The sequence below is a fragment of the Acinetobacter sp. SFB genome, from assembly GCF_001647545.1.
Lineage (GTDB): Bacteria > Pseudomonadota > Gammaproteobacteria > Pseudomonadales > Moraxellaceae > Acinetobacter.
This window is the reverse complement of sequence record NZ_LSZH01000011.1, coordinates 536,380-552,546: the sequence shown is the minus strand read 5'-3', so window position 1 is coordinate 552,546 and position 16,167 is coordinate 536,380. Positions and strand designations below refer to the sequence as shown.

10 protein-coding genes are annotated in these 16,167 nt (G+C 41.8%); 6 read left to right on the top strand and 4 right to left on the bottom strand.

Features of this window, described 5'->3' with window-relative positions; all coding sequences use genetic code 11:
* Window positions 1-105 precede the first annotated feature (105 nt).
* The 3 genes from AY606_RS07105 to AY606_RS07095 all read right to left on the bottom strand — a co-directional run bounded on the left by AY606_RS07105 (window position 106) and on the right by AY606_RS07095 (window position 6,571).
* Complete coding sequence (locus AY606_RS07105) at window positions 106-1,698, bottom strand: peptide chain release factor 3 (protein WP_067866528.1); 1,593 nt, start codon at window positions 1,696-1,698, stop codon at window positions 106-108.
* Window positions 1,699-1,822: 124 nt separating this feature from the next.
* On the bottom strand, window positions 1,823-3,892 hold the full coding sequence (locus AY606_RS07100) for a putative bifunctional diguanylate cyclase/phosphodiesterase (RefSeq protein WP_067866526.1): 2,070 nt from the start codon (window positions 3,890-3,892) through the stop codon (window positions 1,823-1,825).
* Window positions 3,893-4,372: 480 nt separating this feature from the next.
* Window positions 4,373-6,571 (bottom strand): carboxy terminal-processing peptidase, encoded by a 2,199-nt coding sequence (locus AY606_RS07095; RefSeq protein ID WP_067866524.1) that lies wholly within the window; start codon window positions 6,569-6,571, stop codon window positions 4,373-4,375.
* Window positions 6,572-6,771: 200 nt separating this feature from the next.
* On the opposite strand from AY606_RS07095, the gene nagZ reads away from it, so the two are divergent.
* Both nagZ and AY606_RS07085 read left to right on the top strand, forming a co-directional pair.
* Window positions 6,772-7,794, top strand: a complete 1,023-nt coding sequence (nagZ, locus tag AY606_RS07090; protein WP_067866522.1) for a beta-N-acetylhexosaminidase — start codon at window positions 6,772-6,774, stop codon at window positions 7,792-7,794.
* Between the two features lie 183 nt (window positions 7,795-7,977).
* A complete protein-coding gene (locus AY606_RS07085) occupies window positions 7,978-8,835 on the top strand; it encodes a class I SAM-dependent methyltransferase (RefSeq protein WP_067866521.1) in 858 nt (285 codons plus the stop codon).
* Between the two features lie 32 nt (window positions 8,836-8,867).
* Here the strand turns inward: AY606_RS07085 and AY606_RS07080 are convergent, their stop codons facing one another.
* Window positions 8,868-10,199 carry an alpha/beta fold hydrolase gene (locus AY606_RS07080; RefSeq protein ID WP_067866519.1) on the bottom strand — a complete coding sequence of 444 codons (1,332 nt, stop codon included), beginning with the start codon at window positions 10,197-10,199 and terminating at the stop codon, window positions 8,868-8,870.
* A 295-nt stretch (window positions 10,200-10,494) separates the two neighbouring features.
* Between AY606_RS07080 and AY606_RS07075 the strand changes: the two genes are divergently transcribed.
* From AY606_RS07075 to pta, 4 genes are all read left to right on the top strand, one after another.
* Window positions 10,495-11,760: a glutamate-5-semialdehyde dehydrogenase gene (locus AY606_RS07075; protein WP_067866517.1), complete on the top strand. Its 1,266-nt coding sequence runs from the start codon at window positions 10,495-10,497 to the stop codon at window positions 11,758-11,760.
* Window positions 11,761-11,883: 123 nt separating this feature from the next.
* Window positions 11,884-12,285 carry a hypothetical protein gene (locus tag AY606_RS07070; protein ID WP_067866515.1) on the top strand — a complete coding sequence of 134 codons (402 nt, stop codon included), beginning with the start codon at window positions 11,884-11,886 and terminating at the stop codon, window positions 12,283-12,285.
* Between the two features lie 311 nt (window positions 12,286-12,596).
* Window positions 12,597-13,817 (top strand): acetate/propionate family kinase, encoded by a 1,221-nt coding sequence (locus tag AY606_RS07065; RefSeq protein ID WP_067866513.1) that lies wholly within the window; start codon window positions 12,597-12,599, stop codon window positions 13,815-13,817.
* A 56-nt stretch (window positions 13,818-13,873) separates the two neighbouring features.
* Window positions 13,874-16,015 (top strand): phosphate acetyltransferase, encoded by a 2,142-nt coding sequence (gene pta, locus AY606_RS07060; protein WP_067866511.1) that lies wholly within the window; start codon window positions 13,874-13,876, stop codon window positions 16,013-16,015.
* Window positions 16,016-16,167: the final 152 nt, after the last annotated feature.

Genomic DNA, 16,167 nt, shown 5'->3' with positions numbered 1-16,167 from the left:
TACAACTCTTTTTCTAAAGTGACTGATCTATATAAATATATCTATCTAAATGATTCTACATAATAAAACAGCTTCATAAAGAAGCTGTTTTATTTTTCGTTATGTTTAGTGTTCACGTGTAGCGCGGAATTGGATATCCGGATAACGCTCCTGCATGAGCTGCAAGTTCACACGACTTGGCGCAAGGTAAGTCAAATGACCACCCCCATCAATCGACAATTGGTCATGGGCTTTTTTCTTAAATTCGTTGAATTTCTTTTCGTCATCACATGAAACCCAACGAACCGTATTAATGTTTACCGGCTCATAAACGCAATCAACCTTGTACTCTTCTTTCAAGCGGTATGCCACCACTTCAAACTGAAGTACACCGACTGCACCCACAATCAAGTCATTACTGATTTGCGGCATAAAGACCTGAGTTGCACCTTCTTCAGAAAGCTCTTTCAAACCTTTTTGCAGTTGCTTGGATTTGAGCGGATCTTTTAGACGTACACGACGGAACATTTCAGGCGCAAAGTGCGGAATACCGGTAAAATGAACATCTTCACCCGATGAAAAAGCATCGCCGATTTGAATCGTACCGTGGTTGTGTAAACCAATGATATCGCCAGGCCACGCTTCTTCTAGCTGTTCACGTTCACCCGCCAAGAAAGTTAATGCATCACTAATACGCACATCTTTACCCAGACGGACATGATTCATTTTTAAACCTTTCTCATACTTACCTGAACAGATCCGCATGAAGGCAATACGGTCACGATGTTTCGGATCCATATTGGCCTGAATTTTAAATACGAAGCCGGTGAAACCTTCTTCAGTCGCTTCTACAATACGTTCTTTGGTAGGATGCGCCTTCGGTTCAGGTGCCCATTTAATGAAAGCATCCAGAACATGATCCACCGCAAAGTTACCTAAAGCAGTACCAAACAGAACTGGTGTTTGTTTACCTTGCAAGAACAGCTCACGATCAATCGGATCATTGGCCATTTGAACAAGCTCTAACGACTCTTCAAAAGCAGCAAAAGCGAGATCACCGACTTTTTCACGCAAGTCTGGATAGTCATAACCATCGCGGATTTCAATATCGGTAATGGTCGAACCAAAACCGGCTTTATAAACGTAAAATTTTTCTTCTAACAGATTGAATACACCGGCAAAATCACGTCCTGTTCCCATTGGCCAGGTCAGTGGTACACAACGGATTTTTAATACGTTTTCAATTTCATCAAGCAATTCTAACGGCTCGCGGATTTCTCGGTCCATTTTGTTGACGAAGGAAATAATCGGTGTGTCGCGCATACGACACACTTCCATCAATTTAATGGTACGATCTTCCACCCCTTTGGCACCGTCAATCACCATCAGTGCCGAGTCAACTGCAGTTAAAGTACGGTAAGTATCTTCCGAGAAATCTTCATGTCCCGGGGTGTCCAGTAAGTTAATCACATGCTTTTTAAAAGGAAACTGCATAACCGATGTAGTGATGGAAATACCACGCTCTTTTTCCATTTCCATCCAGTCAGACGTTGCAGCACGGTCTGACTTGCGACTTTTGACCATCCCGGCAACCTGAATTGCTTTACCCCATAACAACAGTTTTTCTGTCATGGTGGTTTTACCAGCATCGGGGTGGGAAATAATCGCGAACGTCCGTCGCTGCGCGACCTGTGCCGCTAATTCGTCTTTAAAACTCATGAAAGATACCTACTGCAGAATGGCAGTGTAAAAGATCAGAACTGATCAATATAAAAATTTGCCGATATTGTAGCAGATCATCCAACTTTTGAAATGAACTAAACTTGTTCAAAATTGACCCATCTTAAATAGGTAGCGCGTATTTGCTCTCTTCCAACCGATCAACCTTCACTGGCATTCCGAGTAGATATCCTTGCAATTGCTGGCAACCTAAACGGGTTAGGATATCAGCCTGTGATGGTGTTTCCACGCCTTCTGCGGTAACCACCAAACCCAGTTTAATCGCTAATTGGATAATACTTTCTAAAATCATTTCATCTTTTGAACCGACGGACAGATCACGAATAAACTCTCGATCTATTTTCAATTCATCTACTGGTAAGTTCTTTAAATACAAGAAACTGGAATGGCCTGTTCCAAAATCATCAATCGCCAGTTTAATGCCCATCTGACGTAGGCGCTCAAAACTGCGAATACTGGCATCAATATGATGCATCGCGGTCGATTCAGTAATTTCAATGGCTAAATGATTGGGATTAATTTGATACTGATCAAATAAGCGCTCCAGTGTTGAAAACAAATGCTTATGTTCAAATTGCACCGCCGATAAATTCACGGCGAGCGGGAAATAATTTGAACCATTTTGCTCCCAGATTTGAATCTGCTTACAGGCTTGCTCGAGTGCCCAATAACCCATTTGAATAATCAGTCCGGTTTTTTCAGCACCATCGATAAACATATTCGGGGTCAACAGCCCCAAGCTTGGGTGATTCCAGCGAATTAGCGCTTCCACACCACAAATTTTATGGCTTTTGGTGGTAAATTTAGGTTGATAAAATAGAATAAATTGTTGTTCTTCAACCGCTTTATACAAATCATTGATCAGTTTGGTTTGGCTTTTGGCTTCTTGTTGATCCACACTGTAATTAAACACCGAATAGGTATTTCGGCCATGATATTTAGACATCAACATTGCAGCATCGGCATTGATCAGCAAATCTTGTAAATTATTGCCATGGTCTGGATACATTGCAATTCCGATACTGCTCGAAATATTAATCTCTTTACCGGCAATTAAGAAACTGTCTTGGATCAGCCGCAATACTTGTTCCGATTTTTCAATCGCTTTTTCAATATTTGCTGTTTCGAGCACCATCAAAAATTCATCACTACCGATACGAAGCAGTTTTTCCTTTTTTTCTAGTATGCGCTGAATGCGTGTAGAGAGTTGAACCAACAATTGATCACCCACATGATGACCAAATACATCATTTACTGCTTTAAAACGATCTAAATCAATATAAAGAAATGCAATTTTTTCATCTCTGTAACGATGTTCAGTAAATAACAAATGTGAATATTCAGCCAAGAATAAACGATTCGGCAATTTGGTTAAATTATCCTGAACTGCTTGATTGGCAAGCTCTCGTTTGGCTTTAGAAAGCTGTCTATTGCGTGCTTCCAAGCGTTGTTCTAATACCGCGACGGTAAATACAGCCACCAGTATTAAACTGCTTACAAAAACCAGGCTAAATAAAATTAATCCTTGTCCATTTTTATAATTCGAAATTAGCTGATTCTCATCAATAGAATAAAAAGCGGCAGAGGACATACCGGTATAGTGCATGCCGACAATGGTAAGTGCCATCATGAAAGCAATAAAGGCTTTAATATACAGCAGCTTGTGTACTGATTTTTTATATTTAAAGGTCAGCCAAAAGGTTAAACCTGAACCACTTATGGCAATCAAAATTGAAAAAAGGGCTAAGAGCGGATGATAATAAATTTCATGTTGAGCAATGACTAAACCCATCATTCCGGTATAGTGCATTCCAGCGATGCCCAAGCCCATCAGTACCGCACCTAAAACAAGGCGTAAAAATGGTAAAGTTGCTCGGGTCGTCAGCCAGACCGCAAAGGTAGAAGCAACAAATGCGATCACATAAGAAAGAAAAGTAAAGCCGTAGTCAAAAGAGTATTCAGCAGGTAAATGACAAGCAAGTATGCCCACAAAGTGCATACACCAAATTGCAGCACCCCACATAGCTCCACTTATCACAAGAAGAATTTTTTCATATTGTTGACGTAAGCCACGGAATAATGATTGTTCAATCGACACTGCAAAATAGCAGGCCAAAACTGCAACAATAACTGAACCTATCACGAGGCTAAAATCATAATGTATATGAACCATATCAAGCTTCCGTATAGGTTATCTTTCTTGTTTTAATCCACTTTATTAATCTCATTTATCCTTACACAGAAGCTTTTTGCCAATTAAAGAGGAATAAAAAAACAGTCAATTAAAACAAGCATCTAATACTATTCTATTTTGGTCAAGTGATTATTACTCCATTCATTTTTATTACTAATTTTTTTATTTAATTATAGAAAGATAGATCAAACTTTTATTCATTATCCCTACACCGGTCATATTTCTTGTGGTTCAGGGCATTGCATGTTTCTGCATAAAATTCAGCGCTAATAAAAAATCTGGTTGCCAATGACGACCAAAAGTCCAATCGGATGCATTACATCTTGTTGTATATCTATCTACCTTCTTTAAAAGGGATGATTAATTTTAAAAGCAGCGATACATAGACAAATAAAAAACCAGTCAGACGAACTGACTGGTTTTTTGGATATTTAAAAAAGTAACGTGTAATGAGTCAGCTTAGTTTGCAGTCGCTTTACCCGATTGTAATTTCGCATAATCCAATAAGATATTGGCAGACTCAGTGACAAAAACTTCTTCCTCAGGTAAAGCCGGACGTTGCGTTGCCTTCATTTTTGAACGTGACTCAATCAATGCATCCATAGACGCTTGGTAACTTTCCCAATTAGGATACGGCTTTTGACCTGTCACTGCACGACGCTGATTCTCTGCCTCTAAAGTTTTTTGTTCCAGCGCATTCAACTCGGCTTTACGCTGATCAATATCAAGAACTACACGCTTCTGCTCTTCGGTTTTTTTGGCAATCGCTTTGCGTTCTTCTAAATACTTAAATTGCGGATCGACCACTACGCGCTGTTGCGACATTTGAGCCAGATTTTGTACATAGGGTTGTACAGAACCTTCACGCTTAAATGGAGCAGTTGGAATGGTATCCCATTTCAAGGCATTCTTGGCTTTACGCTCACCAAATTCTTCGTTGTAGATATCCACCAGTTTAATATCCGGCACTACGCCTTTATTTTGAGTACTACCACCCGTCACGCGATAGAACTTACGTTGTGTTAAAGTCGCCTGACCATGCGCCAGAGTATCCAGTTGAACTTGCGCTGTACCCTTACCGGTGGTTGTACTACCAATCACGATACCGCGTTCATAGTCCTGAATGGCAGCAGAATAAATTTCACTGGCTGATGCTGATGCCAAGTTGACCATGACTGCAAGTGGGCCTGCATAGGTTTGCGCACCGCCATCGTTATCTTCAAACACGCTGACATTGCCATTGCCATCACGAATTTGCACCACGGGACCTGACTTAATCACTTGACCCAACATGCGAGCCACTTCTTCAAGTGAACCGCCTGGATTGTTACGTAAATCAATAATAATCCCGGACACATTTTTCGCAGCCAATGCTTTTAAAGCATTGTTGGTATCTTCAGAAACCGAACGATAATCTGTGCCTGCACGGCGCGCGCGATAGTTTAAATAGAACGATGGAATTTCAATCACACCAAAAGTGTAGTTTTTACCATCACGCTTAATATCCACGGTACGAGAACGTACACCTGCATCTTCTTCCTGAATCACGTCACGAACCAGACTTACGGTACGCGCCTGACTCATGGATGCACCAGGACCGAGTAAACGCAGGCTGACCTTGGTTCCACGTTTACCGCGGATTAAACCCACTACCTCGTTACTTGCCCAACCCACAACATCGACCATTTTATCGCCGTCTTGTGCTACACCAATAATGCGATCACCCGATTTAATCTGACCGGATTTACTGGCCGGCCCACCTTCAACAATGGTTTCAATCTTGGTGTAATCTTCATTACCGCGTTCCGGACGAATCGAAACCCCAATCCCCTCTAATTGCAAGGTGGTTTGACGGTTTAATTCCATCGCATCGACAGGCGGAAAATAGTTACTGTGCGGATCATAGGTTAACATCATCGCATTTAAAGTTTTGTCCAAGACATCATCACTTTTAACACGGCTAATGCGTTCAAGCTGACGGGTATAGCGCTTGGTCAAAGTTTGCACTGGAGTTAAATCTTCAGGACTCGTTAAGTCCTGACCATTGGCTAAAGCAGGATTGTCTTTGAGTGCTTTCTGCTTTGCAGCCTCTTCTTCTTTACTAATGTTTAAGTTAATCAGCTGCGACACCAACATTTTTTGCCAATGTGCATGTTGCTCTGCTGCAGATTTGAAATAAGGCGCTTTTTCCCGATCGGTATCAATATAAACATTGGTTTGTTTCAAGTTTTGCGGTTTTTTCAATTCAGCCAACATGAACTCATAAAACTGTTTTAAACGTTCACGATATTGGGCATGAATTAAATATGGACCCGACAAATCCCCTGCTTTTAGCGCAGCACCAAAATTTGCACCATACTTTTTCTTATATTGTTCAACTTCAGGTGCTAAAAATAATGAATGATCTGCATCCAGGCTATCGAGATAAAAATCAAGAATTCGATTGGAGGTCGCTGCATCTAAGCGCTGATTTAGGTAATGCTGACGGTCAACCAAGGTCGCCAACTGGCGTGATACCAGCGCTTGTTCTTGCGTGGGTTGGATAGATTGAGAAACTGCAACTGTATCATTAGCTGCAATGGCCTCGTTCACTACATGAGAAAAGAAAAATCCGCCAGTCGCAATTGCAACTGCACAAGCTAATGTTTGAAGTTTCATAAATAATTCGTAATTCCTTGGTCTTTGACCAATATTGCAACGTCGTTTTTCAACATGAATGCAGTATATTCAAAATCTTAAACAACTTAATATGTGTATGACGTGTAGTTTTATCATATTCTGTACTGTCAAAATGTAGCAAATCATTGCAGAATTCGGGTATTGTTTTTTCTTTATAAAATTCCAACACGGACACCGATATGATTGGCGCATTGATGCTAGACATCGCTGGCACAGAACTTACTCAAGAAGATATTGAACTATTACGAACACCGCAAGTAGGTGGCATGATTTTATTTTCGCGAAATATAAAATCACCACAACAAGTTCGTGCTTTAACCGATCATATGCGTCGCATCAGACCCGACATTTTAATTGCGGTGGATCAGGAAGGCGGGCGTGTACAACGCTTAAAACAGGGCTTTACCCTGCTTCCTGCCATGGGTCTTTTAGGTGAACTGTATTTAACTGAACCTGAACAGGCGGTTGATTTGGCTGAGCAATGTGGTTGGCTGATGGCAACTGAAGTTCTGGCTGTGGGTATCGACTTTAGCTTTGCCCCAGTCTTGGACTTAAATGATGTCAGCGATGTAATAGGTGATCGTAGCTTTGCCAAAAATATTCAAGATATTGTCCCGCTGGCAAGTGCATTTTTAAAAGGCATGAAACGTGCGGGCATGGCCAATACCGGTAAACACTTTCCAGGTCACGGTTCAGTCAAAGCGGATTCGCATGTGGCAGCGCCAGTAGATTCACGTTCTTATGACGAAATCTACAATAAGGATATGCAGACCTTTATTCAGCTCATGCCGCAACTGGATGCGCTCATGCCAGCGCATGTGATTTACGATCAGGTCGACCCTAACCCTGCCGGTTTCTCGCCATACTGGATTCAAACCATATTACGTCAAGAGTTGAACTTTGATGGCGTGCTTTTCTCAGACGACTTAACCATGCAAGCTGCCTGTGTAGCCGGTGGTGCTGATGCCCGCATTCAGGCTGCACTCAAAGCCGGCTGCGACATGGGCTTGGTCTGTAACGACCGCGCGGCAGCGTGTACTGCTTTAGATGGAATTTGTGACTTACCTTTACCCAATCAGGAGCGTTTAGAGCGTATGCGTGGAAAAATTCCTGAACTTACGGTTGGCGAAACACTAGAATTGGGTACTGAATGGCAAAAAGTTCGCGATACGATCGAAAACTTTAAAAATTCATTTAATTAATACGACAGAAGGAACACGACAAGGTGTTCCTTTTTCTTTATGATAATCAAAAATAAAGTTATAGACTTGCTGTACATATGTGCTGATCTTCATTCTTAAAGGATATGAATCAGTCATATGAGAAACCTATCAAACAATGACTTCTCTATTTAAAACTACAAAAACATAAAAGGTCAGGATGACATGACACAACCGCTTTCAGAACATCGCCACATTTCATTTACTGCGCATTATACCGGCTATATTTGGTACACCATGGGAATTTCACATCCCGTTTTTGCAACTTCTAAAGGCAAAATGCTCGCCAAACTGGTACATCCTTTAGAAAGTTGGGCTGAAAAATTTGTCGGTGGCAGTATGCGTACCACGCTGAAACAGCGTCACAGTATGATTGATCAGCATCTCACGCAATTAATTGAGCAACATCCAGATTTACAGGTCCTTGAAATCGCCAGTGGCTTATCACCACGCGGTTGGAACTTTCGACAAAAGTATCCCAACATTAATTATCGTGAACTCGATTTACCCGCTATGGCAAAAGTCAAAACTCAAGCCTTGAAACAAATTGATGTGAATAGCCCTGAGGTTTTATCAGTTGATTTATTCACGGCAGATTTTGCACAGGCATTTCAGGTATTTGACCCAACTCGCCCATTGGTGGTGATTAGTGAAGGACTAATTAACTACTTTAACAAAGACATGCTATTGCAATTGCTGCAAGCAATTATCCATTATGGTCAGGACTTCAAAGAATTGCATTATCTGACCGATGTTTACCCGGAACCAGTCAAAAATAAATTAGCCAATTTCATTTGGGCCAGCAGCAAGTTACTGAAATGGATGTCGCGTAGCGCATTTAGTTTCCATTTCATCAACCCTCAACAAGCGCAAGATTTTTTCCAGCAAGCCGGTTTTGAACAGACCACAGTTGTTCAACCTCAGCAGTATTTTCAGAATCAGAAAAACCACCAATTACCTAGCGATGAACACTTGGGTGATTTGGTTTGGATGATCCATGCGAGCAAAAAAAAACAGCGTTGAATAACGCTGTTTTCATTTTGGCAAGGAAGCACTTAACTGACTGATTCCAGTACCAGCATCGCTTCTTTTTGTCGTTGTACATAACGCAATAAACGGTCTGCCACCTCGAAACTGCCATGTTTAAATAGGGCACGGATTTGTGTTGAGTCGACTGAAAATATTAAACATTCAATTTTAAACTGACCTTCATCATCTTCCAAATGCAAAGCCAAATCACGCGGATATTGTTCAGCTTTTTTAGTTAAGCCTTCAGCAAACTCAAGTAAAACCCCAAAGAAGTTTAGATCAATAATATGAGTAGGCAGTTGCAATGCTGAATGACGATGAGTCAATACAGTCATTGGGCTTTGTACCGCAATCCGTTCTTCACCGCGACGTTCCAAAGTCAACAACTGCGCCCGTGTCATTGAAATAATCCCTTCCACCTGATCAATCGATTGACCCTGCAAAAAAGTTGCAAACAAACTCATGGTTTCCTTACGGCGCTGTAATTGCGGCACATGATCTGCATTGGCAATCATTGCAAATTCCATGTCGGGACATTGCAAGGCAAAATTTGCATTTTCATGCGGCAAGGTAAAACTGTCATATTGCCCACATGCGACCAGGACTTTACATTGCGGAATAGGGACATCGGTTAAACGCAATAATCGACTACAGTTAATTTCATAGCGATCTTGCTCGGTTGCAGTAAATTCAGCCATCTGTTTAAAGAATAAACGTTTTGCAGTCGGTGACATGCGGGTTTTATCCATTTTGGCATGATTGACCAAATACAAAATCACCGCTTGACCAAACTCATCCATACGCTGTTCTTTCATTAAATGCAAAGATTCTTCCAGCAACATACGCCAGCTTTTACGGGTTTTTTGCATCACGCCCATCAGAATCATCCGGTCAATCAATTCAGGGCGTTGATGAGCCAAGCCTGAAGCCACTACTGAACCTAAAGACATCCCCATGACTGAAACTTTGGACAAATTTTCTATATCCAGCCATTCACCGAGCATACGTGCCAAATCTGGCAATTCCAAAGTTCCTGCGGAAACCCCTGTATCACGATTGGTAATTTGCTGATTGGCACCCATAGAAGGTAAATCAATGAGGATAATCGGACCTGCACTCAGCAATTGTTCAACACAATATTTATAAGAGTTAAAATTTTGAAATGCCCCGCCAACAATGACGATTGGAGTGTTGTGAATCGTTTCAGGTTGAGTAATCGCCATATATTCAATTTTCCAGCCCTTGATCCACGTTGTACGTGCAGGTTGTTTAAAACTGTTTCTATGGTAAAGATCAAAAAAGCCAAAACTCGTGTTTGATTCTTGTACTTCCGAGTCCATTTGGATCATGGAATTCATATCCCTTCCTCCATCTTGCCTTATTTTTATTTTTCAAGAAAATAAATATTGAATTTCTGCACTGCATCCATTCATTTGCTTTAATTATCAGACATCAATGTCACTATTTTTTATTCTATACAGAGGATCATTTGACACGCAACTTATTCCATGACCACTCATCTAAATTTACAAACAAAAGGATTTCAAAATATTGAGTGCTTTAAAATTTTCAGCGCTTTTTTCCAGATAGATGCTTCATTGTCTTGTTCTAGACTGTTACTATCGAAGTGTAATTTCTAAGTGATCAACCGCTATGCAAGATTCAATTGAACAATATATGCAAACGGTAGGACAACAAGCACGCCAAGCTTCTCGCGTGTTAGCAAGCGCTTCTACCCAAATAAAAAACAATGCTTTATCTGCAATTTACACTGCTTTACAAGACAGTGAAGCTGCGATTTTAGCTGCGAACCAACTGGATATGACCCAAGGTCGTAACAACAATTTGGACAGTGCATTACTTGATCGCTTAGAACTCACCCCCACACGCTTTAAAGGCATGCTGCACGGCTTAAAAGATGTCATGAGTCTGGTCGACCCTATTGGGGAAATCACCGATTTAGCCTTCCGCCCTTCCGGAATTCAACTCGGTAAAATGCGTGTACCTTTAGGTGTTGTCGGCATGATTTACGAATCGCGTCCGAATGTTACCCTTGAAGCAGCAGCACTTGCGCTCAAGTCAGGCAATGCCATTATTTTACGTGGCGGTTCTGAAGCACTGCAATCAAATAAAGCCATTGCTGAAGCGATTCAACATGGATTAAAAACTTCAGGTTTACCTGAAACTTCAGTGCAAGTGATCAATACAGCTGATCGGGCCGCGGTCGGTCATCTGATTACCATGTCTGAATATGTGGATGTAATTGTTCCACGTGGAGGCAAAGGGCTGATTGAACGCGTGAGCAATGAAGCACGTATTCCGGTGATCAAGCATTTAGATGGCAATTGCCATGTCTTTGTTGAAGCACAAGCCGATTTGCAAAAAGCCTTACCGATCGCGCTGAATGCCAAGACCCATCGTTATGGCGTATGTAATGCCATGGAAACCCTGTTGGTCGATGAGAAAGTCGCGGAAGACTTCTTGCCAAGCATTGCTGAACTCTATGCAGAAAAACAGGTTGAACTGCGTGGCTGCCGCGAAACGCAGCGCATTCTAGGTTCAACTGTAAAACCTGCCAGCGAAGAAGATTGGTACACCGAATATTTAGGTCCAATTTTGGCGGTCAAAGTGGTCAGCGGTATTGATGAGGCGATTGATCATATCAACAAATATGGTTCACACCATACCGATGCCATCATTACTGAAAACTATAGTCTTGCTCGCCAGTTCTTGGCTCGCGTTGATTCAAGCTCGGTGATGATCAATGCCTCTACCCGTTTTGCCGATGGCTTTGAATATGGCCTAGGTGCAGAAATTGGCATCTCCACTGATAAGATTCACGCCCGTGGTCCAGTTGGTCTTGAAGGTCTGACTTCACAAAAATGGGTGGTGTTTGGGGATGGTCAAATTCGCCAATAAGTACAACCCTTAATAAAATCAGTGCTATGTTCAGCTTCAATAATGAGGGTGGACACAGCAACTACATTATTTTTAAGCTAAATTTTATAAGATGATAAAAATAATCATAAAAGGGAAAATGTGATGTTTTATTATTTAATGATCAGTACATTTTTATTGGCATTACTGGTTTCATTTGCGGTAATGAAAATTTTCTCTCATTCTATTAATCAGATTCTGGCGCGAATCATTAACGATCCCATTCATGAAGCCTGGGCAAAATACACCAAATTTGCCGGCATGGTTGTCGGTACATCGTCCGGCATTCGTATTTACGATATGGAAAAATACATCACCCCACTGACCTATACCGACAATGATAAAAAAATTGTCATTGAGCTCACACAGGAACGCTGGGTACTGGAAATTTATCGAACGATTATTGAAACCCTACAGGGCTTGGCCTGGATGATGCTGGTATTTTTTATGGTGGCGCTGATTGCCTATGTGATTGTACGTTGGTCAGAAATAAAGTATCAAAAGTAAATATTAAAACAACGCTTATCCCCTGCTCACAATTGACCATGCATGCTAGATTAGAGTAAAGCCAAACAGATATCTTATAATTAAGTACTATTTCATTAATAAATGAAATCTATCAACTGACAAATTTTAATTATTATTGTCTTAGCGGTCGATAGTGCTTAAGTCTAATCTGCTAAAGTCTAGCTTGTGGCTATAAAAACCAACATGGTACAACTATTAAATAGATCGGATGATGCCTAGCAAAATAAAGGTTAACGATCAGGGGTAATACAACAATTCAAGTACGATAATTTTCAGTTAAGGAATACGTCATGCCTAAATCAGTACTCGTCATCAATTGCGGATCTTCATCAATTAAGTTTGCACTTTTGCTTGAAGATAAAGAATTCCGCATCTATGGGTTGGCTGAAAACTTGGGTACGCCTGAAGCGCGCATCAAGGGCGTGACTGTAGGCAATGAACCTGTGGATATTCGTATTCCGAATGCTGATCACAAAGAAGCGTTAGAAGTCGGTTTAGAACGTCTAGCCAATTATAAACCCGATGCAATCGGTCATCGTATTGTGCATGGTGGTACGCTCACCAAAGCTGAATTATTGACTGATGATATTATTGAAAAAATTCGTGAAGCAACGCCACTTGCCCCGCTCCACAACCCTGCACATTTAGTCGGTATTGAAGCAACCAAACGTCTTTTCCCCGACTTACCGCAAGTCGCCGTATTTGATACAGCTTTTCACCAAACCATGCCGGAACATGCTTTCCGTTATGCATTGCCAAAATTCTTATATACCGAGCATAATGTCCGCCGTTACGGTTTCCACGGCACAAGCCATGCCTATGTATCGGAACGCGGTTCAGAACTGGCAGGCAGCTTCAAACAAGGCGGCTGGTTAACGGCTCACCTCGGTAACGGCAGCTCGACGTGTGCGATTTGGAATGGTGAAAGTGTTGATACCTCTATGGGTCTCACTCCGCTTGAAGGTATCGTGATGGGAACCCGTAGTGGTGATGTTGACCCAAGTATCCATAGTTTCTTGGCCAGCAACCTAGGCTGGGACATTTATAAAATTGACAAAATGCTAAATAGCCAAAGTGGTTTATTGGGTTTATCGAATAATCTATCCAATGATATGCGCACCTTAATTGAAGCCTCTGAACAGGGCAATGAAGATGCCGCGATTGCCATTGAAGTATTCTGCTACCGCCTCGCTAAATCTCTTGCAGCCTTAAGCTGTGGCTTGCCGCGTATCGATGGTCTGTTCTTTACCGGTGGTATCGGTGAAAACTCTGCCTATATCCGTGAAAAAACATTGGCATACCTCCCGCACTTCGGTTTCAACTTAAGCAAAGAACAAAACGACAACTTGAAACGCGGAACAGAGGGTCGTATAGACGCAGGTACCGGTCCTCAAATCTGGGTTGTTCCTACCGATGAAGAAGGTCGCATTGCACAAGAAACTGAAAATGTTGTGAATGAGGTGAGTCAAGCCGCTGCAAAAAAGTTTGAAGCAGATGTTGCGATGGCTTAAGCCATCGCACATTTTATGATGCTCATCACTGAATCCTTTTTATTTAGAATCAAGCTATGAAAACAATTTTATTAGTTCCAACCGGGGAAGGCGTAGGGTTAACTTCAGCCAGCCTGGGTTTAGTCTATGCTTTGGAATGCCAAGGGGTAAAAGCCGGTTTTCTTAAACCATTTTCACAAGAACAAAATCAACAACCAGATGGTACAACAGCGCTGTATCGTCATTTATCAAATAGTGAAACAGTTGAACCGATTTCTTATGCCAAATTAATTCAGCAAATTAATCAAGATGAAAGTGATGAGCTACTCGAAGAAGCAGTACGTCTGCATCGTCAGATTGCCAAGAATCACGACTTGATTATTGTTGAAGGCTTACTACCGAACAGTCGGGATGCTTTTGCTTCTGAAATGAATGCGACTTTGGCGCAAGCACTCGATGCCAAAGTCATTATTGTCAGCAATGCCGATATTAATACGCCGGAATTGAGCGCGGAAAAAGTCGAAAATCAGTTACGCTATTTTGGCGGTGCCTCTTCTACCCGTATGGCGGGCATCTTGTTTATGCGCACCAAAGGCTTGCATGAAGATTCTGCTCAGGTGCCGGTCACATTTGACCCCAGTTTACGCCTGATTGGTGAGACCCAAAAATTTGTTACAGCAATTCAAAAAACTCATCCCCATCTGGGTTCCGAAAAACTTCCAGTGATTGGCTTAGTGCCCTTCAGCGACACCTTAAGTGTCCCGCGAATTTCGGATCTGGCTTCGCATATTTCAGCTGAATGGATTAACCAGGGTGAAGCATCAAAGCGTCGTGTATTGCACAGCAGTTTAATTGCCTCAAACATTGAACATGAACTGAATAAATTTGTGGCCGGTGAACTGATTATTAGTGCCTCTGACCGTATAGATGTTTTACTGGCAAGTAGCCTCGCTAGCAGCAACGGCATTCCTCTAGCCGGCTTGGTGTTAACTGAACACCATGAGCCAAATGCTTCGGTTTTAGCTTTCTGCCAGACTGCTATCAAAAATGGTTTACCGATTCTGCATACACCGCTCAGTACCTTTGAAACGGCACAAAGACTTTCAAATTTAAGCAATGAAATTCCAATTGATGATACTGAACGCGCAGAGCAAGTCAGCCGTTTCGTATCAAGTCACCTGAATGCAGACTGGATTGCCCTACTGCTAAATGGTTCTTATAAGCCTCGTTTATCGCCGTCTGCTTTTCGTCATGAGTTGGTTCAAAAATCCATTACAGCAAAAAAACGGATTGTTTTACCGGAAGGTGATGAACCACGTACTATTCAAGCGGCTGCCATTTGTCAATCGCGTGGTATCGCACGCTGTGTGTTATTGGCAAAACCTGAAGTTGTGATTGAAATTGCCAAAGCGCGTAATATCGAATTGCCGCACGATCTTGAAATTATCGATCCTGACCTCATTCGTGAAAACTATGTGTCGAAAATGGTGGAATTGCGCAAAGGTAAAATTAACGAATTACAAGCGCGTGAGCAATTACAAGATACCGTGGTACTCGGTACGATGATGCTTGCCCTCGATCAAGTTGATGGTTTGGTATCGGGCGCAGTACATACCACTGCCAATACAGTTCGCCCTGCCTTCCAGCTGATTAAGACCGCACCTGATTACTCATTGGTATCCTCTGTGTTCTTTATGTTGTTACCGGATGAAGTCTACGTTTACGGTGACTGTGCAATTAACCCAGATCCAGATGCCACAGAACTAGCTGAAATCGCAATTCAATCTGCCGATTCTGCCAAAGCCTTTGGCATTGACCCGCGTATTGCCATGATTTCTTACTCAACCGGTACTTCGGGTACAGGTGCAGATGTAGAGAAAGTGGCTGAAGCAACACGCATTGCTAAAGAACGTCGTCCTGATTTGCTGATTGATGGTCCACTTCAATACGATGCAGCATCCGTTGAAAGTGTAGGCCAATCCAAAGCACCAGGTTCGCCAGTTGCCGGCCGTGCCAATGTGTTTATTTTCCCGGATTTAAATACCGGTAACACCACCTACAAAGCCGTACAGCGTGCTGCAAATGTAGTAAGTGTGGGACCAATGCTGCAAGGTTTAAATAAACCGGTCAATGACTTGTCTCGTGGTGCTTTGGTGGATGATATTGTGTTCACAATTGCCTTAACAGCGATTCAAGCAGAGCAACAAGCTGCTCAATAACGTTTAAATTTTAGTTTTCCAAGCCATCTGATTGAAAAATCGGGTGGTTTTTTTATGATGTATAGGCTGATTTTAAACTCATCAAGATTGAAAACAACTCATTGTATTCATGCTTAATTTAAAATTAGAGCTTAAAAATATTAGGACCCGGA

Excerpts from the sequence above, each read along its gene's own strand:
- AY606_RS07105 (WP_067866528.1), bottom strand. The coding sequence starts at position 1,698 with ATGAGTTTTAAAGACGAATTAGCGGCACAGGTCGCGCAGCGACGGACG.
- AY606_RS07100 (WP_067866526.1), bottom strand. The coding sequence starts at position 3,892 with ATGGTTCATATACATTATGATTTTAGCCTCGTGATAGGTTCAGTTATT.
- AY606_RS07095 (WP_067866524.1), bottom strand. The coding sequence starts at position 6,571 with ATGAAACTTCAAACATTAGCTTGTGCAGTTGCAATTGCGACTGGCGGA.
- nagZ (WP_067866522.1), top strand. The coding sequence starts at position 6,772 with ATGATTGGCGCATTGATGCTAGACATCGCTGGCACAGAACTTACTCAA.
- AY606_RS07085 (WP_067866521.1), top strand. The coding sequence starts at position 7,978 with ATGACACAACCGCTTTCAGAACATCGCCACATTTCATTTACTGCGCAT.
- AY606_RS07080 (WP_067866519.1), bottom strand. The coding sequence starts at position 10,199 with ATGAATTCCATGATCCAAATGGACTCGGAAGTACAAGAATCAAACACG.
- AY606_RS07075 (WP_067866517.1), top strand. The coding sequence starts at position 10,495 with ATGCAAGATTCAATTGAACAATATATGCAAACGGTAGGACAACAAGCA.
- AY606_RS07070 (WP_067866515.1), top strand. The coding sequence starts at position 11,884 with ATGTTTTATTATTTAATGATCAGTACATTTTTATTGGCATTACTGGTT.
- AY606_RS07065 (WP_067866513.1), top strand. The coding sequence starts at position 12,597 with ATGCCTAAATCAGTACTCGTCATCAATTGCGGATCTTCATCAATTAAG.
- pta (WP_067866511.1), top strand. The coding sequence starts at position 13,874 with ATGAAAACAATTTTATTAGTTCCAACCGGGGAAGGCGTAGGGTTAACT.